This is a genomic window from Parafrankia sp. FMc2, from assembly GCF_041008525.1.
Classification (GTDB): domain Bacteria; phylum Actinomycetota; class Actinomycetes; order Frankiales; family Frankiaceae; genus Parafrankia.
This window is the reverse complement of the sequence record NZ_JBFLUG010000118.1, coordinates 1-23,506: the sequence shown is the minus strand read 5'-3', so window position 1 is coordinate 23,506 and position 23,506 is coordinate 1. Positions and strand designations below refer to the sequence as shown.

Genomic DNA, 23,506 nt, shown 5'->3' with positions numbered 1-23,506 from the left:
CGTCGCCATCCTCCACGGCTGCCTACGCCACCGCACGACCTACGACGAAACCACCGCCTGGCCAGCCCTCACCGACCCCACCCAGGCCGCCGCCGCTTGACAGATAGAACCAAGGGACGTCTACACCCGTTGCGACATAACGATCTTCAAGGTGCTCGACGGAGAGACAAAACCCCAGGTCAGAGATGGTGGGCAGGGGCGGGGTCGAACCGCCGACCTTCCGCTTTTCAGGCGGAAGGTCGGTCAGCCGCGGCTCAGGCGGAAGGTCGGTCAGCCGCGGCTCAGTTCTCCGCTCGGCGGGTGGCCTCTCGCTCGTAGGTCTGCCAGCGGCCGTGGATGTCGTCCTGCGCCAGCTCTCCGAGGCGGTCGGCCTCCGCCGGGTTCGCCATCCCGAGCCGGGTGAACCGTGTCTCGGTGGCCGCGAACTCGCTGAACGGGATGGACGGCGCCCGCGAGTCGAGGCTGAACGGCGCCTCGGCGGCCGGGTCGAACCGGTAGAGCGGCCAGTAGCCGGACCGCACCGCCGCCTTCTGGTGCGCCATGCCCGCGGTCATGTCGATGCCGTGGGCGATGCAGTGGCTGTAGGCGACGATGAGGGACGGCCCCGGCCAGGCGGCCGCCTCGTTGAACGCCCGTACCGTGTGCTGGTCGTTGGCACCGAGGGCGACTTGCGCGACGTACACGTCTCCGTATGCTGCGGCGACGAGCCCGAGGTCCTTCTTCCGGGTCCGCTTGCCGCCCATCGCGAACTTCGCGACCGCGGCCCGCGGCGTCGACTTCGACGCCTGGCCGCCGGTGTTCGAGTAGCCCTCGGTGTCGAGGACGAGCACGTTGACGTCGCGCCCGGAGGCGAGCACGTGGTCGAGGCCACCGAAGCCGATGTCGTAGGCCCAGCCGTCGCCGCCGACGATCCACACGCTCTTGGCGACGAGGTCGTCGAGGACGGCGTCCAGCCAGGGATCGACCCCGGAACCGGCGAGACCCGCGGCACCAGCGGCACCAGCGAGGCCAGCGGCCCCGGCGGCCCCGGCGGGGCCGACGAGCCCGACCGGTCCGGCAGAACCGACCGTCCCCGCAGGACCGGCAGGACCGGCGGCGTGGGTGAGGCGGCGGCGCAGTTCGGCGATCCGCTCGCGCTGCGCGCCGATCCCGGTCTCCGTCGACTGGTCGGCGTCGAGGATCGCGCCGACCAGGTCGTCGCCGACCACGCCCGCCACCGAACGCAGCAGGCGGCGGGCCTCCCGGGTGCGGGCGTCGAGCGCGAGCCGCATGCCCAGGCCGAACTCGGCGTTGTCCTCGAACAGCGAGTTGGCCCAGGCCGGGCCGCGACCTTCGGCGTTGGTCGTCCACGGGGTGGTCGGCAGGTTCCCGCCGTAGATCGACGAGCAGCCGGTGGCGTTGGCGACGACGATCCGGTCGCCGAACAGCTGGGTGAGCAGCTTCAGGTAGGGCGATTCGCCGCAGCCCGCGCACGCACCGGAGAACTCGAACAGCGGCTCCCGCAGCTGTGAGCCGCGCACGTTGGTGGCCGGGGCCAGCTCCGGGCTGACCGCCGGCAGGGACTGGTGGAACGCCCAGCTGGTCCGCTCGTCGTCGAACCGGGTCGCGGCGTCGACCATGTCGAGGGCGCGGTGGTCCGGGATCTCGCGGCTCTTCGCCGGGCAGGCCTCGACGCAGATCCCGCAGCCGGTGCAGTCGTCCGGCGCGACCTGGATCGTGAGCCGGTACTGGCCGAGCCGGGCGTCCTTCGGGCGGGTGTGGCGGAACGACGCCGGCGCGCCGTCGAGGCGCTCCGGTTCGAACAGTGTCATCCGGATGGCGGCGTGCGGGCAGACGATCGCGCACTTGCCGCAGGTCACGCACAGCTCCGGGTCCCAGACCGGCAGTTCGCGGGCGATGGCACGCTTCTCGTAGCGGGCCGTGCCGACCGGGAAGGTGCCGTCGGCGGGCAGCGCGCTGACCGGGATCAGGTTCCCCTCCCCCGCCGCGATCCGCGCGGTGACCTGCTGGACGAACACGGGCAGGTCGCCGACCAGGCCGCGGCGCGGGCCGCCGGTGACCTCCCGGCCGCGCAGGTCGACCTCGCCGAGCGCGCCGAGCGCGGCCTCGATCGCGGCGACGTTGCGGCGCAGGACGTCCTCACCGCGCTTGGCCTGGGCTGCGCGGACCCCGTCGCGCACGGCGTCGACGGCCTCGGCGGCCGGGAAGAGGCCGGACAGGGCCAGGAAGCAGGTCTGCAGCACCGGGCTGACGATGCCGGGGATGCCGGCCTCCTTCGCCACCCGGTCGGCGTCCACGACGAACAGCCGCGCGTTCTTCTCGAGCAGGTGCCGCTGGGCCTGGGCCGGCAGGTGGTCCCACACCCGCTGGGCGGGGTGCGGGCTGTTGAGCAGGACGGTGGCACCGCGGGCGGCCACGGCGAGGACGTCGACCCGGTCGAGCAGCCCGGCCTGGTGGCAGCCCACGTACTGGGCGTCCCGGATGAGCCACGGCGCGTCGATCGGCTCCGGGGACAGCCGCAGGTGCGACACCGTCATCGACCCGGACTTCTTGGAGTCGAACACGAAGTACGCCTGGGCGTGCAGGGACGTCCGATCGTCGACCAGGCCGGCGGTGGTGCGGGTGGCGCCGACGGTGCCGTCGCTGCCCAGGCCGTAGAACACGGCCCGCAGGACGTCGTCGGGCTCCGGGAAGGCGTCGTCGTCGACCGTCAGGGACAGGTTCGTGACGTCGTCGTGGATGCCGACGGTGACCTCGCGGCGCGGCTGCTCGCGGTCCAGTTCGTCGAACACCGCCGCGGCCATCGCCGGGGTGAACTCCTTGGAGGCCAGCCCGTAGCGGGCACCGATCACCCGCGGCATCCGCTCGGGACGCTCGGCGAGGGCGGCCAGGACGTCCAGGCGCAGCGGCTCGCCGGCGGCGCCGGGCTCCTTCGTCCGGTCCAGGACGGCGACCGAGCGGACCGTCGGCGGCACGCAGGCGAGGAACGCCGCCGTGTCGAACGGGCGGTACAGCCGGACCTGGACGAAGCCGACCCGTTCGCCGCGCTCGACGAGCCGGTCCACCGCGGCCCGCACCGCGGAGCGCCCCGAGCCCATGATGACCGCGACCCGTTCGGCCTGCGGGTGGCCGTGGTACTCGAACAGCCGGTAGGCGCGGCCCGTCGACGCGGCGAGCTGGTCCATCACCCGCTGGACGATGCCGGGGACGGCCGCGTAGTAGCCGTTGGCCGCCTCACGGGACTGGAAGAACGTGTCCGGGTCCTGGGTGGTGCCGCGGATCACCGGGTGGTCCGGCGACAGGGCGCGGCGCCGGTGGGCGTCGACGCACTCGGCGGGCAGCAGCGCGGCCAGCGTCGCGTCGTCGAGCAGGGTGACTTCGTTCAGTTCGTGCGAGGTGCGGAATCCGTCGAAGAAGTGCAGGAACGGGATGCGGGAGGCGAGCGTGGCCGCGTGCGCGACGGCTGCCAGGTCGTGCGTCTCCTGCGGCGAGGCGGCGGCGAGCATCGCGAACCCGGTCGTGCGGGCCGCCATCACGTCACTGTGGTCACCGAAGATCGACAGGGCGTGCGTCGCCAGCGTGCGCGCGGCGACGTGCAGCACCATCGGCGTCAGCTCACCGGCGATCTTGAACATGTTGGGCAGCATCAGCAGCAGGCCCTGCGAGGCGGTGAAGGTCGTCGACAGCGCCCCGGCCTGCAGCGCCCCGTGGACCGCGCCGGCGGCGCCGCCCTCGCTCTGCAGCTGCACCACCTCCGGCACGGTGCCCCACAGGTTCGGACGTCCCTTCGCCGACCAGGCGTCGGCGAGCTCGCCCATGCCCGAGGCAGGCGTGATCGGGTAGATGGCGATCACTTCACTCGCCCGGTACGCAACCGAGGTCGCCGCCTCGTTGCCATCGATCGTCTGCTGCCCCATGCACAACAGAGTCCGTGTACGGGAGGCGAACAGAACGGGACCTACGTCCTTACCCCCACGACGGAGCTCCCCCGACACGGAGGGATCGATGAGCCCGTGGCCCGCGCGAAGTCCTTACCGTGACCGTTCGACCGACCAGGTGCCGAGGAGGCCCATCCCATGCCCACGACCCCTGTCAGCCCTGTCGTCGTCAGCCCTGTCACTCCTGTCACTCCTGTCGTCGTCAGCCTGCCGATCGCGGACCGACCGACGTCGCACCGGTTCTACCGCGACGGGTTCAGCTTCGAGCCCGTCGGCGAGCCGGCCGACGACGGCGTCCCGGAGCCGTTGCAGTTCGCGCTGAACGACGGCCTGCGCCTGATGCTCGTCCCGTCCGGGGGCTTCGGCTGGGTGATCGGTGGCCGTGACGTCGCGCGGGCGGGACACAGCGAGTGTCTGCTCAGTGTGGGCGTGCGGAACGCGGCGGAGGTCGACGCGCTGGTCGAGCGGGCGCGCCAGGCCGGTGCCACTGTCGTGACCCGGCCAGGCCAGCAGCCGTGGGGCTACGCCGGTGTCATCGCCGACCCCGACGGCCACCTGTGGATGGTGACCTCCGAGGCGCTCCCCGGCTGACGCCCGAGGTCGCGAGGGCGCGTGCCCGTCAGGCGTTCATGCCGCCGTTGATACTGACGACCTGGCCAGTGATCTTCGTCGAGTCGGGACCGCAGAGGAAAAGCGCCGTCGGTGCGATGTCCTTCGGGCTCGGCAGACCGAGGCCGGCCCGCTTCACCGCGGTCGCGGTGCGTCCTTTCGCGGCCCGCAGTTCGTAGATCGGCGTGTCGACCACGTAGCTGGGCGAGATGATGTTGATACGCACACCGTCCCGCGAGATCTCGGTGGAGAGGTTGCGGGCGAAGGCGATCATGCCGCCGAAAGCGGCTCCGATGATCGACTGGTGCGGGGCGGCGAAGCGCCCGGCATCCGAGACGAAGCCGACGACGGCACCGCCCTGCCTCGCCAGGTGCGGGCGGGCAGCGAAGCAGAGCTGCTGGAAGACACCCACCATGTACTGTGCGGCCAGCCCGTATCTGGTCGGATCGGTGTGGGCGAAGAGGCCCGTGGTGCCGCCCGCCCCCGTGATCGCGCAGTGGATGACAGCGTCCAGCCTGCCCCCGTCCGTCACGATCTTGGCCACCACGTCGTCGATCACGCCCTCGGCACGGAAATCCCCGGGAGCCGCGATGGTGCGAGCGTCGGGATGCAGCGCCCGAAGGCGTGTGACCGCGTCGGCGACACTGTCCGGCCGCGAGCCGTGTACACCGACGGTCGCGCCGCCGGCAGCGGCCTGCGAGGCGATCTCGAAGCCGATGCCACCCGACGCTCCGGTGACGAGGATGACGGAGTCAGGCGCAACGTAGGGCATGATCCGCTTCTCCTGGGCCGGTCGAACCTGTCCGTACTGCCGCCGCCGTCCAGCCTGTCACAGGCTGGACGGCGGCGGCACCGCACCCGCGCACAGGTGTCAGGTGCCGACCTTGGCTGTCAGGTGCCGACCTTGCCGCCGTCGCGGCGGCGGATGACGACGGTGGCCGCGCGGGGGCGGCCGGCCGGGTCGAAGTCCGGCCAGTTGCTGACCGCCCGCGGGTTCTCCGGCGTCGGGGCGTCGAAGGCCGGAGTGGACTCACCGGGGTGCTGGACGTTGACGAACACCGAGGTGCCGTCCGGCGTCGCGGTGATGCCGGTGATCTCGCAGCCACGCGGCCCGGTCAGGAACCGGCGCACCTCACCCGTGCTCGGGTCGGCGACCAGGACCTGGTTGTTACCGATCCGGTCGTGCTTGCGCGAGGCGAGGTTCTGCGAGCTGTTCGAGACGTCGGTCTGGATCCACAGCCGGCCGTCCGGGTCGACCCACAGGCCGTCGGGCGAGCCGAACAGCGGCTGGTCCGCCGGCACGTGCTCGCCTTCGGGCAGGTAGGACGGGTCGCCGGCGTAGAAGGCGATGTCCCAGGTGAAGGTCAGCGAGGCGTTGTCGTTGCCCTTCTCACGGAAGCGCAGGATGTGACCGTAGATGTTGCTCGCCCGCGGGTTCACCGGCGTCGGGCCGGACGAACCGTTGGTGAGGCTGACGAACACCTCGTTGGTCTTCGGGTTCACGGTGACCCACTCGGGCCGGTCCAGCCTGGTGGCCCCGACCGCGTCCGCGGCCTGGCGGGTGCGCAGCAGGACGTCGGCCTGGTCGACGAACCCGGCCGTGGCGGTCAGCGGGCCCTGGCCGAACACCAGCGGAACCCAGGTACCGGTGCCGTCGGCGCCGAAGGTCGCGACGTGGAGCGTGCCGTGGTCCAGCGGGCTCCTGCCGTCCCGCTGCAGCTTGCGCCACGGCTTGGAGCCGACGAACTTGTACAGGTACTCGCCGTTCTCGTCGTCACCGGTGTAGACGACGACCCGGCCGTCCGCCGCCTCGACGGCGGTGGCGCCCTCGTGCTTGACCCGGCCGAGAGCGGTGCGCTTCACCGGGGTGGACTTCGCGTTGAACGGGTCGATCTCGACGACCCAGCCGAAGCGGTTCAGCTCCTTCGGGTTCACGGCCACGTCGAACCGCGGGTCGGCGGTGTGCCACCTGTAGCCGCCGCCCGCCGCGCTCACGCCGTAACGGCTCTGCGCAGCGGTGGGCGCCCAGGCGGCGTCGGTCGTGCCGAAGTAGCTGTTCCAGTTCTCCTCGCAGGTCAGGTAGGTGCCCCAGGGGGTGTACCCGTTCGCGCAGTTGTTCAGTGTGCCCTGCGGGGGGTTGTTCGCAGCGAGTTCCGGGTGCCGGCCGGAGACCGGCCCGGAGAAGGCCATCGGGGTGGTACCGGTGACCCGCCGGTTGTGCTGGGAGTCGATCCTGTCCCACTTGCCGCCCTGCCACACCAGCCCGATGACGGTGACGCCATGCGCGGCAAGCACCTTCGCCACCTTTTCCGGGGTGATGGTGGCGTCACCGTCCGGGAAAAGAAGCTTCTGGTCGACGTACTCGTGGTTCACGACCAGCAGGCCCTGGCGGTTCGCCGCGGAACCGCCAGCGGTCGGGAAGAAATGCATTCCGTCGTGGTGCATTCCCACCTGGCGGGCCTGCTCGGCGGCGCTGTTGGACCCGTCCTTCTTCCAGGCCGGACCGCGCAGCGACAGCGGCGTGCCCCAGGGAATGATCACCTGGAAGGTGTAGCCGTCGGGAACGACGAAGGTGTCCGCGGTGCTGGTCGGGACCTCGGCAAACCCGAGCAGGCCCGGCCCGGGGCCGCCGGGGCCACCCGGCACAGCCGGGCCGCCGGAGCCGCCGCCAGGGCCGGGGCCGGCGGCGCTGGCCGCGGTGACGCCGGACGCTCCGAGAAAGCCTGCGGTCGCCGCGGCAATGCCGCCGCCGACGAGTGTCCGGCGGCTCACCCTGGCCGCGATGAGGTCGGAAAGTCTCGGGTTCTCGGTGGGGTTCGAACCGGCGTCCTCGGCGTCGTCGTGCACATTTCCTCCGTCACGTCTGCGTGATCGACGTATGTGTGATCACCGCGTCGGCGACGTTAACCAGCCCGGGGCTGCCGCGGCGGGCCGGTGCGCGAACCCCGGGTGAACCGCCGGCCAACGTTCTGTGCTGCCCGGACTCGCCGTGGCGCAGGCCCTCCGTGCTGCACAGGTAACCGACATGTGCGGGGCGGTTTACGGCTGGGCCATGCGCGGGACGCCGCGCGTCCATCAGGGCGGCGCAGGCTCCTCGACGGCGTGCGCTACGGGGCGCGCGCGCGAAGGGGGAACGGATGAATCGTCGGAGCGTCACCAGCGTGACCGCGGGCGCACTGGCTGTCGCGCTGCTCGGTGCCGGGGCGAGTGTCGCCCAGGCCGGAGGCAGCGGTGGTGGTGGTGGAGGCGGCGGCCCGCGACCCGGGCAGGGGCTGGTGGCACGGGGCGACGCCTACCGCACGGCGGCCGGCGACACGCTGACCGTCCACGAAGGCGGTGTGCTGCGCAACGACAGCGGCCGCCCGGTGACCCTGGTGGCGAACACCGCGCCGGCGAACGGAACGCTGCACCTCAACCCGGACGGCACCTTCAGCTACGCGCCGAAGCCCGGCTTCACCGGCACCGACACGTTCACCTACTCCGTCAGCGACGCGGTGACCCGGTACACCACGCAGGTCGCGCCGCTCGCCACGATCGGTGGAGTCACCATCAAGGGCGGTGCCTACGGCTCGTCCATCTACCCGGTGCCCGGTTCGAAGGACGAGTTCTACGGCCTCACCGACCGCGGCCCGAACGTCGACGGCCCGAACGGCGTGAAGATCGAGCCGCTGCCGGAGTTCACCCCGGCCATCGGCAGGTTCCGCCTCGTCGACGGCCGCGCGACGCTGCTGCGGACCATCCCGCTGCGGGCCGCCGACGGCACCCCCTACAACGGGCGGGTCAGCACCGAGGCGAGCACCGGCGAGACGATCCTCGACATCAACGGGAACGTCCTCACCGCCGACCCGAACGGCTACGACCCCGAGGGTCTGGTCGCCCTGCGCGACGGCACGTTCTGGGTCTCCGACGAGTACGGCCCGTACATCACCCACTTCGGCCGTGACGGCCGGGCGATCGAGCGGCTGTCGCCGTTCAACGGCGCGCTGCCGGCGGAGCTCGCGAACCGCATGCCGAACCGCGGCATGGAGGGCCTGACCCTCACGCCGGACGGCTCCACCCTGGTCGGGATGATGCAGTCGGCGCTGGCGCAGAAGGACCTCACCCCGCGGCCGGTGACCGTCCCCACCCTGCGCGTCGTCACCTACAACCTGCGCACCAAGGCCACCCACGAGTACGTGTACCTGCTGGACGACCCGCTGCGCAACGTCGGCGCGGTCAGCGAGATCACCGCGATCAGCAACACGAAGTTCCTGGTCACCGAGCGGGACGGCACCTTCGAGCCGGGCGCCTTCAAGAAGATCTTCACGATCGACCTGACCGGCGCGACCGACGTCGGCCCGAGGGCGTCCGTGCCCGGCGCGGTGTACACCGCCGGCCAGGGCGGCCTGCTGCTCGGCACCGCCGGGCGGACCATCGAGGCGACGGTCGGCAGCACCGACACCGCGACCGCCACGGCGACCCTGGCGTCGTTCGGCATCCGCCCGGTCCGCAAGACGCTGGACGTCGACCTCGCCGGCCTGGTCAGCACACTTGACCCGACCGGCGGGTTCTTCGGCCACGACAAGGTCGAGGGCGTCGCGACGACGGACGGTGGGCGCACCCTCGTCATCAGCAACGACAACGACTTCGGCATCTCCGGCCTGACGAACACCACGCCGCCGTTCCAGCTGCGGGCCAAGATCCTGCCGAACGGGCAGCAGGACGACGGCGCCTTCCTGGTCGTCGACACCACCAGGCTCCCGGCCCACACCAGCACCGCGACCGTCACCATCACCGTCACCGCCAAGGGCGGCCCCCGGCGCTGACCCGCTGACCCACCGCTGGCCCACCCGCTGGCCCGCTGCTTCACCGCGGGTGGCAGGCACCCGCTCCCCGCGCCTGCCACCCGCACCCGGCCTCGCGTCCGGCCCGTGATGGTCACATCGCTGTGACGGAGGCACGTAAAAGTGCCTCCTTCCGCGCGTCCCCCGGTGCGTCCACCGTGTCTGTTGACCGCAGACACGGTGAGGAGACCGGCTCATGACCCAGGCCATCCGAGGGGAACGCGGATCACCCGGGCTGGCGGCGCCCAGGCTGGCACTCGCCGTGCTCTGCGCGGGCCAGATGCTGATCGTGCTCGAACAGAACATCGTCAACGTCGCGCTGCCGGACCTGCAGCGCGGTCTCGGTTTCTCGTCGGCGAACCTGGTCTGGGTCGTCAACGCCTACCTGGTCCCGTTCGGCGGCCTGCTGATGCTCGCCGGCCGCCTCGGTGACCTGATCGGCCGCCGGACGGTCTTCCTCACCGGCGTCGCCCTGTTCAGCGCGGCCTCGCTGCTGTGCGGGTTCGCGACCTCCGAGGCGGCTCTGATCGGGTTCCGGTTCGTCCAGGGGGTCGGCGGGGCCGTCGCCTCCGCCTGCATCCTGGGCATGGTCGCGACGATGGCGCCGGAGCCGCGTGCGCAGGTGCAGGCCATCGCCGCGTACAGTTTCGCCTCCGCCGGCGGCGCCGCGGTGGGTCCGCCGATCGGCGGAGCGCTCACCGACCTCGCCAGCTGGAACTGGATCTTCTTCATCAACGCGCCGGTCGGTGCCGCGGTGATCGTCGGGGCACTGCGCACGCTGCCCCGGGACACCGGCCCCGGGCTGGGCCGGGGCCGGGGCCGGGGCCGGGGCGTGGATGTTCCTGGTGCTGCACTGGTGACGGCCGGGTTGATGCTGTTCGTGTTCACGATCGTGAACGCCGGTCAGGTGGGCTGGCGGGCCGGCGAGACCCTGCTGCTCGGCCCGCTGTCGATCGCGCTGCTGGCGGGCTTCCTCGCCCGGGAGGCCACCGCCGCCGCGCCCCTGCTGCCACTGGCGATGCTGCGCTCGCGGGCCGTCGCCGCGGCCAACCTGGTGCAGTTCCTGTTGATCGCCGGCATGTTCGGCCTGCTGTTCTACGGCACTCTCTACGTCCAGCGAGTGCTGGGCTACACCTCCCTGCAGGCCGGCCTCGCGTTCGTCCCGATCGCCGTCGTGATCGCGGCGTTCTCGCTCGGGCTGTCGGCTCGGCTGATCATGCGGTTCGGCCCCTGGGTGCTGCTCCTCGGCGGGCTGGCCCTGATCACTTTCGCCTTCGGCGGCCTGGCCCTCGCCCGCGTCGACGGCACCTACCTGGTCGACGTCCTGCCCGCCACCGTGCTGATGGGTGTCGGCGTCGGGATGGCCATCCCGGCCGTGATGGCGCTGGGCATGTCCGCGGTGGAGCCGGGGGCGGCCGGGGTCGCGTCGGGACTGTTCAACACCTCGCAGCAGATCGGCGGCGCGATCGGCCTGACGGTCCTGAGCGCGGTCGTCAGCGCCCGCACTGACAGCCTCGCAGACTCGGGGTCGTCCGAGACCTCCGCTCTGCTCGGGGGTTACCACCTGGGCTTCCTGCTCGCCGCGGGCTTCACGTGCGGCGCTCTGCTGGTAACTCTCACCCTGCTGCGGACGCCTCGCGGCCCGGCGGCAAACACGCGGATTCCGGGAGCGGACCCGACAACCCCCGCGAGGGTGTCCTCCGATCAGGGAGCTGGCGGGGTGTTCCTCGGTTCCAGCTGACGTGCCTGTAACCGTTTGACCAGGAACCGTGCCGGGTCGGCGACGTCGTGGCGGCGGCCGTGGTCCCGGATACCGGTCTGTCACTCCTCGCCGCCCGCTCGACGTCGTCGCAGCCCGCCGTCCCGCCACCATGGTGCATGATTTGTAACAGGGGCCATCCGGCGGAACCGTGGCCTTCCTACGAAGGAGCCACGCATGCCGCGCACCCACGTCCCGACTGCCAGTGACGTGATCACGCATGCCTGCCCGATGCGGGAGGTGCTTGACCGGGTCGCCGGTAAGTGGAGCATCCTGGTGATCGTCGCCGCGGCGCAGGGTCCGGTGCGGTTCACCGAGCTGGAGCGGTCCATCGAAGGCATCAGCCGGCGGATGCTCACGCTGACCCTGCGCAACCTCGAGCGCGACGGCCTGCTGACCAGGACGGTCTTCCCGACCGTCCCGCCCCGCGTCGACTACGAGCTGACCCCGATGGCCGAGGAGCTGCACCGGTCCCTGCTGTCGCTGACCGACTGGGCCGAGCGGCACCGCACCGCCATCACCGCCGCACGCAGCGCCTATGACACCGCGCGCAGCGCCACGAACGCCGACGGCGGCACCAGCTGACGCCGAGCGCCCGACGACGGCGGGGAGCCGCTGAGCCAGGCACCAGCAGGGGCGGCTGATCCGGGCGGCCGATCCGGGATACAGGCGTCAGGAGTAGACGTAGAAGCCGCGGCCGCGCTTGCGGCCCAGCAGGCCGCCCTCGACCATCCGCTGCAGCAGCGGCGGGGACGCGTAGAGCGGCTCCTTGAACTCGTCGTACAGCGCGTCGGCGATCGCCGCCGTCACGTCGAGGCCGATGAGGTCCGCGAGGCGCAGCGGCCCCATCGGGTGCGAGCAGCCGGACGTCATGCCCTGGTCGATGACCGCCGGGGTCGCCAGCCCGGACTCCACCATCCGGATCGCGGCGAGCAGGTAGGGGATCAACAGGGCGTTGACGAGGAAGCCGGCCCGGTCCGGTGAGTGGATCGGCTCCTTGCCGAGCACCGTGGCGACGAAGTGCTCGGCCCGGTCCCGGACGTCCTCACTGGTGAGCACCGAGGAGACCACCTCGACCAGTGGCAGCACCGACACCGGGTTGAAGAAGTGCAGGCCGATGACGTTGCGGGCCCGGCGTGTGCACCTGCCCAGCCGGACGATCGGGATGGACGACGTGTTGGACGCCAGGATCGCGTCCGGGTCCGCGACGATCCGGTCGAGGGTGGACAGGAGCTCGACCTTGGCCGCCTCGTCCTCGTGGATCGCCTCGATCACCAGCTGCCGGTCGGACAGGTCGTCCAGGCGGGTGGTCAGCTCGATCGCGGCGAGCGCGGCGTCGCGGTCGGCGGGCGCCAGCCGTCCCTTCTGGACGCCGCGGTCGAGCGAGGCGACGATCCGCTGGCGCCCGGCGACGGCCGAGGTGTCCCGTGGGGAGACGGCGACCCGGACGTCGAGCCCGGCGAGTGCGCAGAGTTCGGCGACGCCAGCGCCCATGGTGCCGCAACCGACGATGCCCACTCGCCGGACGGGCTCCACCCCGACGGGCGACGTGGGCGGCTGACCGGCGCCGGCGGTCGTGTCCGGGCCGTCCAGCGGCCGGTGGCTGGGTAACGCGGACATGGGCGACTCCTCGGCGCTCGGTACGTACGACTCGGGTGACGAAATCAGGTGGTCAGGGAGAGCAGCTGGTCGGAGATCAGGTTGATCACCGCGGCCTGGTGGTTGGCGACGAAGAAGTGCCCGCCGGAGTAGGTGTGCAGTTCGAAGGGTCCGGTGGTGTGCTCGGCCCAGGCGCGAGCCTCGTCGAGGTCGACCTTCGGGTCCTGGTCGCCGGTCAGCGCGACGATCGGGCAGTCCAGCCGGGGGCCGGGGGTGTATCGGTAGGTCTCGGCCGCCTGGTAGTCGCTGCGGATCGCCGGCAGGATCATGCGCAGCAGTTCGAGATCTCCGAGCACCCGGGAGTCCGTCCCGCTGAGCTTCTTCAGCTCGCCGACGATGCCGTCGTCGTCGAGGAGGTGGACCGTCTCGTGCCGGTGGCGGGACGGGGCGCGCCGGCCGGAGGCGAACAGGGTCACCGGGCCGCGCCCGAGCCGCTCCTGCATCCGCAGGGCGACCTCGAAGGCGAGGGTGGCGCCCATGCTGTGCCCGAAGAAGGCGACCGGCCGGTCGAGCGAGGGCCGCAGCGCGGCGAACGTCGCCTCGGCGAGCTCGGCGACGCTGCCCAGGCTCGGCTCGTGCCTGCGGTCCTGCCGGCCCGGGTACTGCAGGGCTGCGACCTGCAGGGTTGGCTGCAGAGCGGCCGAGACAGGGTAGAAGAAGCTGGCCGACCCCCCGGCGTGCGGGAAGCAGACGAGGGTGACGCGGCTCTCCGGGGAGGAGCGGAACCGGCGGAGCCACAGGCTGTCGTCGGGCGGGGTGTTGGTCATCAGGCAGGGTCCGTTTCCTGAGCGGGAGTCGGCGCGCTCCGCACGATCTCGACGTGCGCGGTCGTGGGGTGCGCGGTCTCGGTCAACAGTGTCGGGCCGGAGGGTGCCGACTGGTCGGTTTCGGGCAACTCGGTGGCAGGCGCCTCAGTTTTCGGAAACCCCGTGTCGGGCAGGGCCGACAGCCATTCGTGGACGATGCCGGCGGTCACGCCGGCGTGCTCCTCCATGACGGTGAAGTGGTTGCCGGGCGCGTCCCGCACGTCGTGGGGCAGGTCCCAGGTGGCGCGCCAGTCGCCGTCGCGGGACCAGCCGAACATCGGCTCGCTGGCCCGGATCAGCAGGGTCGGCGCGGCGATCTCGGTCGGCTCCCACTCGTGGAAGAGCGCGAAGTAGGCGCCCATCGCGGTCAGCCGGGTGTCGTCCATCGGGACGTAGGCGGCCTCGCGGTCCAGCATGCCGCCGGTGAGCTCCGGCTGGATCCCGATCAGCGCCTCGGCGTCGTGGGAGTAGATGTCGATCAGGATGAGGGCCCGCGGCGCGGCACCGGACCGCTCCAGCTCGGCGGTGACGGCGTGCGCGAGCATGCCGCCGGACGAGTGCCCGACCAGCACGACCGGGGCGTCTCCGGACTCGGCCCGGACTGTCTCGGCCAGCGCGCGCACGACCGCGTCGGCGGTGGCGGGCAGCGGCTCGTCCCGCAGGAAGCCGGGCACGGCGAGGGTGCCGACGTCCCGCTTGTCGCGCAGCCCGGCGGCGAAGCGGACGTACTGGTGCGGCCCGCCGATCGCCAGGATGGACGGGATGCAGACCAGGGCGGGCCCGTCATCGCCCTTGGCGAGGCGCAGGAGGGGCAGCGGCCGGTCCAGCTCCGCGAGTGAGGCGAACTGGGGCCGGAAGCTGGCCGCCGAGATCAGCAGGCGCAGGAAGTCCTCGTTACGGCCGAGTTCGGTGGCCGTCCGGAACATCTGGGCGAAGACGGTGCTGCCGCCTGTTTCGACCGCCGTGCCGGCGCCCTGGCCCGCGGGGGCGGTGCCGATGCCGTCGGCGACCCGCCGGCCGAGGTGGGCGACGACCTTGTCCAGGGTGGGGTGGTCGAACAGCAGGGTCGCCGGCAGCCGCAGCCCGGTGGCCATCGCGAGCCGGTTGCGCAGCTCGACGGACATCAGCGAGTCGAAGCCCAGTTCGAGGAACTGCCGGTCGGTCTCCAGCTCGTCCGGTGACTGGTGGCGCAGCACCGTCGCGGCCTGCTGGAGGACCAGGTCGGCGAGGGCGGCCCGGCGCTCGTCCGCGGGCAGGCTGACGAGGTGCCGCTGGAAGGCGCGCAGAGCCCGCTGGTCGGGCGCCCCACGGGTGCGGCCGCCGGCCTGCGGCACTAGGCCGGCGAGCAGCGCCGGAAGCAGCCCGGCCGACGCCGCGGCCCGCAGCGCGGGCAGATCCAGCGCGATCGGGACGAGCAGCGGCGTGCCGACGGCGAGCGCCGCGTCGAGTGTCGCCAGCCCCTGTTCCGCGGTCAGGGGCAGGACGCCGCCGGCGCGCATCCTCTCCCGGTCGTCCTCGGCGAGCGCGCCGGCCATCCCGCCCTCGGACTCCCACAGACCCCAGGCCAGGGACGTCGCCGGGACGCCGGCGGCGGCCAGGCTGGCCGCGAAGGCGTCCAGGAACGTGTTCGCCGCCGCGTAGTTGCCCTGGCCGGCGTTGCCGAACACGCCCGCCGCGGACGAGTAGACGACGAACGCGGACAGCGGGCGCCCGGCGGTCGCGGCCCGCAGGTTCAGCACCGCGTCGACCTTCGGTCGCAGCACCGCGAGCAGCCGGTCGGGGGTCAGGGAGGTGATCAGGCCGTCGTCGAGGACGCCGGCGGTGTGCACCACCGCCGAGACGTCCACCCCGGCCAGGGTCTCGGTCACCGCGGCGGCGTCCGCGACGTCGCAGGCGGCGAGGCGTACCTGGCAGCCGGCGGCGCGCAGGTCCGCGACCAGCTCGGCGGCGCCGGGCGCGGCCGGGCCGCGGCGGGACAGCAGGAGCAGGTCGTCGACGCCGTGCGCCGCCACCAGGTGACGGGCGAGCAGGACGCCCAGGGTCCCCGTCGCGCCGGTGATGACGACGGTGCCGGTGCCGAACCCGATCCGCCGGCCACCCGGGTCGACCGGGTTGGCCGGGTTGGCGGGGCTGGCTGGGCTGGCTGGGCTGGCCTGCGCGGGCCGGGTCAGCCGGGGTGTCAGGACGGCGCCGCCGCGGACGGCGGCCTGCGCCACGCCGGCGGCGGCGACCGCGGGCAGCAGGCTCCAGCCGTCGGCGTCGACGTCCACCACCTGGACGCGGTCCGGGTTCTCCGACTGCGCCGACCGCGCCAGGCCCCACAGGGCCGCGCTGGCGAGGCCGGGGACGTCCTCGCCGGGGAGGGCGGCGACCGCGCCCGAGGTGACCACCACGATGCGGCTCTCGGCCCAGCGGGGGTCGGACAGCCAGTCCTGCAGCACTGTCAGCAGCGCTACGGCCCGTTCCGCCACGGCGGCGGCACCGAGCCCCGTGACACCGGGCTCCTTGACGTCGAGGCCCGTGACGTCAAGCCCCGTTGCCTCCGAGCAGTCGAGCAGCAGCACGGCGGTGGTCGTCTCCGGCAGCGGCCAGCCGCCGTCGGCGGGCGTGCCGGCGCCCAGCGCCAGCCGCGACCAGCCGGCCGCGTCCGCCACCGCGGCGGCGTCCACGGCACCGGCGGCGCCGCCCATGCCGCCCATGCCGCCGGTGTCGCCCGGGTCGGTGATCGGTTGCGGCGTCCACTCGACCGCGTAGAGGGCGTGGTGGCCGGGGTCCTGGCCGGCGGTGAGCTGGTCGGCCGAGACCTGGCGGATCGTGAGGGCGTCGATCTGGCCGACGGGCAGGCCGGAGCTGTCGGCGAGCGACATCCGCACCGTGTCGGCGTCGCCCGTCGCGGTGAGCTGCACCCGCAGCGCGGAACCGCCGGCGCCGAACAGCCGGACACCGGCGAAGCTGAACGGCAGTGCCAGGCCGGTCACCGACGGCAGCGCGCCGCCGGCCCCGATCGCGTGCAGCGCGGCGTCGAACAGGGCCGGGTGCAGGGCGAAACCGTCGGCGGCCTCGCCGGTCGCCACCTCGGCGAAGACGTCGTCGCCGCGCCGCCACACCCGGCGCAGGCCCTGGAAGGCGGGCCCGTAGCCGAAGCCGGCGTCGGCGAGGATCGGGTAGAGGTCGCTGACGTCGATCTCGTCGGCCCCGGACGGCGGCCAGGTGAGCAGGTCGGAGTCGGCGGGCGCGTCCTGCGGGTCGGCGGTCAGCGTGCCGGTGGCGTGCAGCTGCCAGGGCTCCTCGGCGCCAGCGCGCGAGTGCACCGTCACCGGGCCACCGGTACCGCCATCGCCGGTACCACCGCCGGCGCTGCCGACGGTGATCCGGAACTGGACCGGGCCGGTGGCGGGCAGCGTCAGCGGTGCCTGCAGCAGCAGTTCGTCCAGGACGGGCAGCCCGATCCGTTCGCCGACCGCCAGCACCAGTTCGACCAGGGCGGTGCCGGGCAGCAGCGGGCTGCCGGCGACGGCGTGGTCGGCCAGCCACGGCTGGGCGGTGAGCGACAGGGCGCCGGTGACGATGGTCGCCGCCGAGTCGGGCACGTCGACGAACGCGCCCAGCAGCGGATGGTCGGCGCCGGTGAGCCCCAGCCCGGCGACGTCACCGCCGCCGCCGGTGCGCGCCCGCGGCCAGAAACGGGTGTGCTGGAAGGCATAGGTCGGCAGCGCGACGTGCCGCGGCCGCCAGGGCAGGAGAAGCGCGTCCCAGTCGACGTCGAGGCCGCGGGTCCAGGCGGTCGCCAGGGCGCGGGCGAACTGCTCCCGGTCGTCCTGGTCGCGGCGCAGGGTGCCGAACACCACCGGCTCGTCCAGCCCGATTGCCTCGAGCTGCTCCTGGACGGAGACGGCCATCACCGGATGGGCGCTGATCTCGACGAAGCGGGTGAAGCCCTGGCCGGCCAGCGCGGTCACGGCGTCGGCGAGGCGTACCTGGCAGCGCATGTTGCGGTACCAGTAGCCGGCGTCCATGGCGGTGCCGTCGAGCCAGTCGGCGGTGACGGTGGACAGGACCGGTACCTGCGCCGCGCGGGCCTCGACCTGGCCGAGCAGGTCGAGCAGCCGCTGTTCGTACGGCTCCACCTCGGGTGAGTGGGAGGCGACGCCGGCGGGGACGCGCTGCGCGCGGATGCCGTCGGCCTCGCAGGCGGTGAGGAACGGGTCGAGCAGCTCGGCGGGGCCGGCGACGACCACCGAGGACGGCCCGTTGACCGCGCCGATCGACAGCCCGTCCGGCAGCCGGCGGGCGACCACCTCCGCGGGGGCGGCGACGGAGACGATCCCGCCGCGGCCCACCAGGTCGACCAGCATCCCGCTGCGCAGAGTGATGATGCGGATGGCTTCCGGCAGGGAGAGCACGCCGGCGACGCAGGCCGCGGCGATCTCGCCCTGGGAGTGGCCGATCACGGCGTCGGGGCGGACCCCGGCGGCCTGCCACAGGCGGGCCAGCGCCACGTTCACCGAGAACAGCACGGGCTGGACGATGTCGATGCGGCGCAGGGCCTCGTCGTCGGTGAGCGCGTCGCGCAGGGACCAGTCGACGAGGGGGGCGAGGGCGTCCTCGCACTCGGCCATGGCGGCGGCGAAGACCGGGGAGCTGTCCCAGAGCCGCACGGCCATGCCGCGCCACTGCGACCCCTGGCCGGGGAACACGAAGACCACCTTGCCGGGGGCGGTGTCGGCGCCCGTCACGACCGTGGGCGTGTCGGTGTCGGCGGTGAGCGCCGCCAGGCCGGCGAGCAGCCGGGCCCGGTCGGTGCCGAGGACGACGGCGCGCCGCCCGAACACCGAGCGGGTCGACGCGAGCGAACCGGCGACGTCGACCACGCCCGGCCCGGTCCGGCCGGCGACGAACTGCCGCAGCCGTTCGGCCTGCTCCCGCACGCCCGCGTCCTCGCGCGCCGACAGGATCCACGGCACCGGGACCGGCTCGGCGAGCAGCGCCCGCGGATCCGGCTCGGCCACCGCAGCCGTCTCGGCCCGGTCGACCTTTCCGGTCGCGCCCGTGCCCGCGGCCGCGTCAGCGCCTGCGGGCGCGTGGGTTCCGGCGGCCGCGTCGGGGGCCTCCTCGGGTGGGGCCTGCTCCAGGATGACGTGCGCGTTCGTTCCGCTGACGCCGAAGGACGACACCGCGCCGCGGCGGGGACGTCCCGTCGACGGCCAGGGGATCTCCTCGGTGAGCAGCGACACCGCGCCCGCGGACCAGTCGACGTGCGGCGTCGGCTCGTCGACGTTCAGCGTGGCGGGCAGGGTCGCGTGGCGCAGCGCCTGCACCATTTTGATCACCCCGGCGGCGCCGGCGGCGGCCTGGGTGTGACCGATGTTCGACTTGATGGAGCCGAGCCACAGCGGCCGGTCCGCCGGCCGGTCCCGGCCGTAGGTCGCCAGTACCGCCTGGGCCTCGATCGGGTCACCGAGCCGGGTGCCGGTGCCGTGCGCCTCCACGACGTCCACATCGGCCGGGCCGAGGCCCGCACCGGCCAGCGCCTGGCGGATGACCCGCTGCTGCGAGGGGCCGTTCGGCGCGGTCAGGCCGTTGCTGGCGCCGTCCTGGTTGACGGCGCTGCCGCGCAGCACGGCGAGGACGGGGTGACCCAGGCGCCGGGCGTCCGAGAGACGTTCGACGAGGAGCATGCCGACGCCCTCGCCCCAGCCGGTGCCGTCGGCGGCGGCGGCGAAGGACTTGCAGCGCCCGTCGGGCGCCAGGCCGCGCTGGCGGGCGAAGGCGACGAAGGTGCTCGGCGTCGCCATCACCGTCACCCCGCCGGCGAGCGCCATCTCGCACTCGCCGGACCGCAGCGCCTGCGCGGCCAGGTGCAGGGACACCAGCGAGGACGAACAGGCGGTGTCGATCGTGACCGCCGGTCCCTCCAGGCCGAAGGTGTAGGAGACCCGGCCCGACGCGATGCTCCCGCCGGTGCCCATGTAGCCCTCGGCGCCGTCGGCGGACTGGGTGACGACCATGCCGTAGTCGTCGTACATCGCCCCGACGAAGACACCGGTGCGGCTGCCCCGCAGCTGCGCCGGGACGAGGCCGGCGCTTTCGAACGCCTCCCAGGATGTCTCCAGCAGCAGCCGGTGCTGCGGGTCCATCGCCAGGGCCTCGCGGGGGCTGATCCCGAACAGGCCGGGGTCGAAGTCCGCCGCGCCGTACAGGAACGCGCCGACCTGGACGTACGTGGTGCCGGGATGGTCCGGGTCCGGGTGGTAGAGGCCGTCGAGGTCCCAGCCGCGGTCGGTGGGGAACAGGCCGACACCGTCGCGCCGCCCGGTGAGCAGCGACCACAGGTCGTCCGGCGACGCCACCCCACCCGGGTAGCGACAGGCCATGCCGATGATCGCGATCGGATCGTCGGCGACGCCCGAGGCGCCCGCGCCGCCAGCGGCAGTCGGTGTGGCCGGTGTCGGAACGGCCGGCGCGGTGCCGGCGAGCTCGTCGGAGAGGTGCGCCGCCAGCGCGGTGACGTTCGGGTAGTCGAAGACCAGCGTGGACGGCAACCGCAGGCCGGTGACCGACACCAGCCGGTTGCGCAGCTCGACCGCCGTCAGCGAGTCGAAGCCCAGTTCCTGGAAGGCACGGCGGACGTCGACGTCGTCCGGGCCGCTGTGGCCGAGCACCGCCGCGACCTGGCCGCGGACCAGTGCCAGCACCGCCTCCCGGCGCTCGTCGGCGGGCAGTGCCGCCAGCCGGCGGCCGACGGCCGCCGCCGGACCGGCCGCGCGGCGCGCTCCGGGCACCAGGCCCTGCAGCAGCGGTGGCAGCAGCCCGGCGGACGCGGCCGGGGCCAGCGCGGGGATGTCCAGCGCGAGCGCCGCGACCACCGGGCGCCCGGAGCCGAGCGCGGCGTCGAACGCCGCCAGTCCCTCGGTGACCGTCAGCGGTGGGACGCCGCCGCGGCGCAGCCGTTCCCGCTCGGCGCCGTCCAGCGCGCCGCCCATGCCGGCGTCGGTGTCCCACAGACCCCAGGCCAGCGACAGCGCCGGGACGCCGTCGGCCCGCAGCCGGGCGGCGAACGTGTCCAGGAAGGCGTTCGCCGCGGCGTAGTTGCCCTGGCCCGCGTTCCCCAGCAGGCCCGCGGCGGACGAGTAGACGACGAACGCCGACAGCTTCCGCTCCCGGCCGGCCGTCGCCGCGTGCAGGTTCAGCGCCGCGTCGACCTTCGCCCGCAGGACGGTGTCGAGCCGCGCGGCGGTCAGCGAGGTGATGACACCGTCGTCGAGCACACCGGCGGCGTGCACCACGGCGGAGACGTCGACGCCGTCGAGGGCCGCCGCGACAGCGTCGGCGTCGGCGACGTCGCAGGCGACGAGCCGCACCCGGGCACCGGCGGCGGCCAGCTCGTCGGCCAGGTCGTCGGCTCCCGGCGCCTCCGGCCCCCGCCGCGACAGCAGCAGCAGGTCACGCACCTCGTGGACGGCGACGAGGTGCCGGGCCAACACCGCGCCCAGGGTTCCCGTCGCACCAGTGAGGACGACGGTGCCGTCCTCGAACCGCACCACCGGCTCCGGCCGCTCCTCAGACGCCGCCTCGCTCGCCGGCTCGTCCGCCGGGGCGGGGCTGCCGGCGGCCCCGGGGAGGCGGACGAGGCGCGGGGTGCGCACCCGGTCGCCCCTGATCGCGGCCTGGGGCAGCTGTGCCGCCACCACGGCCGGGAGCAGCCCGGGCAGGTCCGCGTCCGCGCCGGCCGCGGTGGGGATGTCCGCAGCCGGGACGTCCACGTCGACGAGCTGGATCCGGTCGGGGTGCTCGGCCTGCGCCGAGCGCATCAGCCCCCACAGGCCCGCGTCCACCAGGCCCGGGGCCGACTCGCCCGGGCCCGCCTCGACCGCGCCGGCGGTGAGCACGACCAGCCGGCCGTCGGACCAGGCCGGTTCCGCCAGCCAGGCCTGGACGATCTCCAGCAGCTGCGCCGTCCGCTGCCGCACCAGCGCGGCGGTCGGGACGCCGGCAGGGCTGCCCTGGCGGGCGTCGGCCTGGCGGGCGTCGACCAGCAGGACGGCGGCTGGTTCCGGCAGGGGCGCGCCGAGCCGGATCGTCGCCCAGTTCTCCTGCGCGGCCGCGGCCTCCTGGCCACCGGCGGGAGCGGGCAGCGGGCGGGCGGCCCAGTCCACCCCGTACAGGAGCCGGTGAGCCGGGTCGACGGCGAACTGGGCTGCCGACACCGGGCGCAGCGTCAGGGCGTCCACCCGGGCGACCGGCAGGCCGGTCCCGTCCGCGATCGACATCCGGACGGTGTCCGTGCCCGGGGCGGCGGTGAGGGCGACCCGCAGCCGGTCGCCCGCGGCGCCCGACAACCGGACGCCGGACAGGGCGAACGGCAGCCGGATCTCGCCGTCGGCGGGAACCAGCCCGCCGACGCCGATGGCGTGCAGGGCGGCGTCCCACAGGGCCGGATGCAGGTGGTAGCCGTCGGTCGGCTCGGGCGTCACGACCTCGGCGAACACCTCGCCGGCCCGGCGCCACACCCGGCGCAGCCCCCGGAACGCCGGCCCGTAGGCGAGCCCGCTCTCCGCCAGGATCTCGTAGACACCGTCGAGCGCGATCTCCTCCGCGCCGTCCGGCGGCCAGGCCATCAGATCAGTGGCCGCGGCGGCGGCGTCCTCGGGGGCCAGGGTGCCCGTGGTGTGGATGGTCCACGGGGTGTCGGGGTCGTCCTCGGCCTGGGCGTAGACGGTGACCGGACGCCGGCCGCTGTCGTCCGGCTGGCCGACGGCCGCCTGCAGGCGCAGCCCACCCTGCTCGGGCAGGACGAGCGGGGCGCGGAGCAGCAGCTCGTCGAGCACCGGCGTGCCGACTCTCGCGCCTGCGGCGAGCACGATCTCGGCCAGCACAGTGCCCGGCGCGACGATGCGGCCCAGTACCCGGTGGTCGGCCAGCCAGGGCTGGCCGCCGATGGCGAGCCGCCCGGTGAGGAGGAACGCGTCGCTGTCCGCGAGGTCCACCTCGGCGCCCAGCACCGGATGTGCCGTCGCCGAGAGGCCCAGGCCGGCCGGGTCGCCACCCGCCGCACCCGGGCGCAGGCGGGGCCAGAGGGAGACCCGCTGGAAGGCGTAGGTGGGCAGATCCACCAGCCGCGGCCCGGCACCGCTCTCCGCGCCGGCCGCACCGGACGTCCCCGCGCCGGTCTCGGCGGTCGCACCGGTGAGGACGGCCGCCCAGTCGACGTGCACTCCGTCGACGAACAGGCCTGCCAGGGCGGTCAGCAGGGTGGTGGGCTCGTCGCGGTCACGGCGCAGCGCCGGTACGGCTACCGCCCACGGCTCGACGGCCGTCGCCGCGCCACCAGGGGCGTCGGCTCCGCCGGTGCTCGTACTGCTGTCGGCCGTACTCCCATCGGTCGCGGAGCGCTCGGCGTCAGGGGCGCTGAGGGTGTCGGTGATGGCGTGGATCGCCGGGGTGAGCGCCGCGTCGGGCCCGATCTCCAGGAACCGGGTCACCCCCTGCTCCACCATGGCGGCCACCGCGTCGGCGAACCGCACCGGACGCCGGACCTGCTCCACCCAGTAGGTCGGATCCGACCACTCCCCCGACCCCACCGGCCGACCCGTCACCGTCGACACCGCCGCCACGGTCGGCTCCCGGAACGTAAGACCCGCGACCACCCGGGCGAACTCGCCGAGCATCGGCTCCATCAACACCGAATGAAACGCATGACTCACCGCCAGCCGGCTGCTCTTCCACCCCTCGGTCGCGGCGATCTCCTCCACCCGGGCCACCGTCTCCACCAACCCCGACACCACCACCGCCCGCGGACCGTTCACCGCCGCCACATCCACCACCACACCCGCCCGACCCAGCGCCGCGAGCACGTCGTACTCGGACGCCCCCACCGCCAGCATCGCCCCACCCGCGGGCAACGCCCCCATC

The 23,506-nt window shown here is 73.7% G+C and carries 10 protein-coding genes; 4 read left to right on the top strand and 6 right to left on the bottom strand.

The genetic code is table 11. The annotated features are described in order from the left end of the window. Positions 1-281 precede the first annotated feature (281 nt). On the bottom strand, positions 282-3,917 hold the full coding sequence (nifJ, locus tag AB1460_RS27960; protein WP_368965090.1) for a pyruvate:ferredoxin (flavodoxin) oxidoreductase: 3,636 nt from the start codon (positions 3,915-3,917) through the stop codon (positions 282-284). A gap of 159 nt (positions 3,918-4,076) precedes the next feature. Between nifJ and AB1460_RS27955 the strand changes: the two genes are divergently transcribed. Next, positions 4,077-4,529, top strand: a complete 453-nt coding sequence (locus AB1460_RS27955) for a VOC family protein (RefSeq protein ID WP_368965089.1) — start codon at positions 4,077-4,079, stop codon at positions 4,527-4,529. A gap of 28 nt (positions 4,530-4,557) precedes the next feature. Here the strand turns inward: AB1460_RS27955 and AB1460_RS27950 are convergent, their stop codons facing one another. Together AB1460_RS27950 and AB1460_RS27945 are read right to left on the bottom strand one after the other, a co-directional pair. Next, the gene (locus AB1460_RS27950; protein ID WP_368965088.1) at positions 4,558-5,319 is read right to left on the bottom strand and encodes an SDR family NAD(P)-dependent oxidoreductase; all 762 of its coding nucleotides are present in this window, start codon (positions 5,317-5,319) and stop codon (positions 4,558-4,560) included. Between the two features lie 119 nt (positions 5,320-5,438). After that, on the bottom strand, positions 5,439-7,394 hold the full coding sequence (locus AB1460_RS27945; RefSeq protein ID WP_368965087.1) for a PhoX family protein: 1,956 nt from the start codon (positions 7,392-7,394) through the stop codon (positions 5,439-5,441). Positions 7,395-7,684: 290 nt separating this feature from the next. On the opposite strand from AB1460_RS27945, the gene AB1460_RS27940 reads away from it, so the two are divergent. The 3 genes from AB1460_RS27940 (at position 7,685) to AB1460_RS27930 (ending at position 11,714) form a co-directional block, all read left to right on the top strand. Continuing rightward, positions 7,685-9,352 (top strand): esterase-like activity of phytase family protein, encoded by a 1,668-nt coding sequence (locus tag AB1460_RS27940; protein ID WP_368965086.1) that lies wholly within the window; start codon positions 7,685-7,687, stop codon positions 9,350-9,352. 214 nt (positions 9,353-9,566) lie between these two features. After that, positions 9,567-11,111, top strand: coding sequence for an MFS transporter (locus AB1460_RS27935; RefSeq protein WP_368965085.1), 1,545 nt, complete (start codon positions 9,567-9,569; stop codon positions 11,109-11,111). Positions 11,112-11,306: 195 nt separating this feature from the next. Next, the gene (locus AB1460_RS27930) at positions 11,307-11,714 is read left to right on the top strand and encodes a winged helix-turn-helix transcriptional regulator (RefSeq protein ID WP_368965084.1); all 408 of its coding nucleotides are present in this window, start codon (positions 11,307-11,309) and stop codon (positions 11,712-11,714) included. Positions 11,715-11,801: 87 nt separating this feature from the next. Here the strand turns inward: AB1460_RS27930 and AB1460_RS27925 are convergent, their stop codons facing one another. From AB1460_RS27925 to AB1460_RS27915, 3 genes are all read right to left on the bottom strand, one after another. After that, positions 11,802-12,647, bottom strand: coding sequence for a 3-hydroxybutyryl-CoA dehydrogenase (locus AB1460_RS27925; protein ID WP_420497390.1), 846 nt, complete (start codon positions 12,645-12,647; stop codon positions 11,802-11,804). A gap of 146 nt (positions 12,648-12,793) precedes the next feature. Beyond that, positions 12,794-13,555 carry a thioesterase II family protein gene (locus AB1460_RS27920; protein WP_368965083.1) on the bottom strand — a complete coding sequence of 254 codons (762 nt, stop codon included), beginning with the start codon at positions 13,553-13,555 and terminating at the stop codon, positions 12,794-12,796. Beyond that, positions 13,555-23,478: an SDR family NAD(P)-dependent oxidoreductase gene (locus tag AB1460_RS27915; RefSeq protein WP_368965082.1), complete on the bottom strand. Its 9,924-nt coding sequence runs from the start codon at positions 23,476-23,478 to the stop codon at positions 13,555-13,557. The genes AB1460_RS27920 and AB1460_RS27915 overlap by 1 nt, the downstream gene beginning before the upstream one ends. Positions 23,479-23,506 lie beyond the last annotated feature (28 nt).

Excerpts from the sequence above, each read along its gene's own strand:
- AB1460_RS27920 (WP_368965083.1), bottom strand. The coding sequence starts at position 13,555 with ATGACCAACACCCCGCCCGACGACAGCCTGTGGCTCCGCCGGTTCCGC.
- AB1460_RS27950 (WP_368965088.1), bottom strand. The coding sequence starts at position 5,319 with ATGCCCTACGTTGCGCCTGACTCCGTCATCCTCGTCACCGGAGCGTCG.
- AB1460_RS27935 (WP_368965085.1), top strand. The coding sequence starts at position 9,567 with ATGACCCAGGCCATCCGAGGGGAACGCGGATCACCCGGGCTGGCGGCG.
- AB1460_RS27955 (WP_368965089.1), top strand. The coding sequence starts at position 4,077 with ATGCCCACGACCCCTGTCAGCCCTGTCGTCGTCAGCCCTGTCACTCCT.
- nifJ (WP_368965090.1), bottom strand. The coding sequence starts at position 3,917 with ATGGGGCAGCAGACGATCGATGGCAACGAGGCGGCGACCTCGGTTGCG.
- AB1460_RS27930 (WP_368965084.1), top strand. The coding sequence starts at position 11,307 with ATGCCGCGCACCCACGTCCCGACTGCCAGTGACGTGATCACGCATGCC.
- AB1460_RS27940 (WP_368965086.1), top strand. The coding sequence starts at position 7,685 with ATGAATCGTCGGAGCGTCACCAGCGTGACCGCGGGCGCACTGGCTGTC.
- AB1460_RS27915 (WP_368965082.1), bottom strand. The coding sequence starts at position 23,478 with ATGCTGGCGGTGGGGGCGTCCGAGTACGACGTGCTCGCGGCGCTGGGT.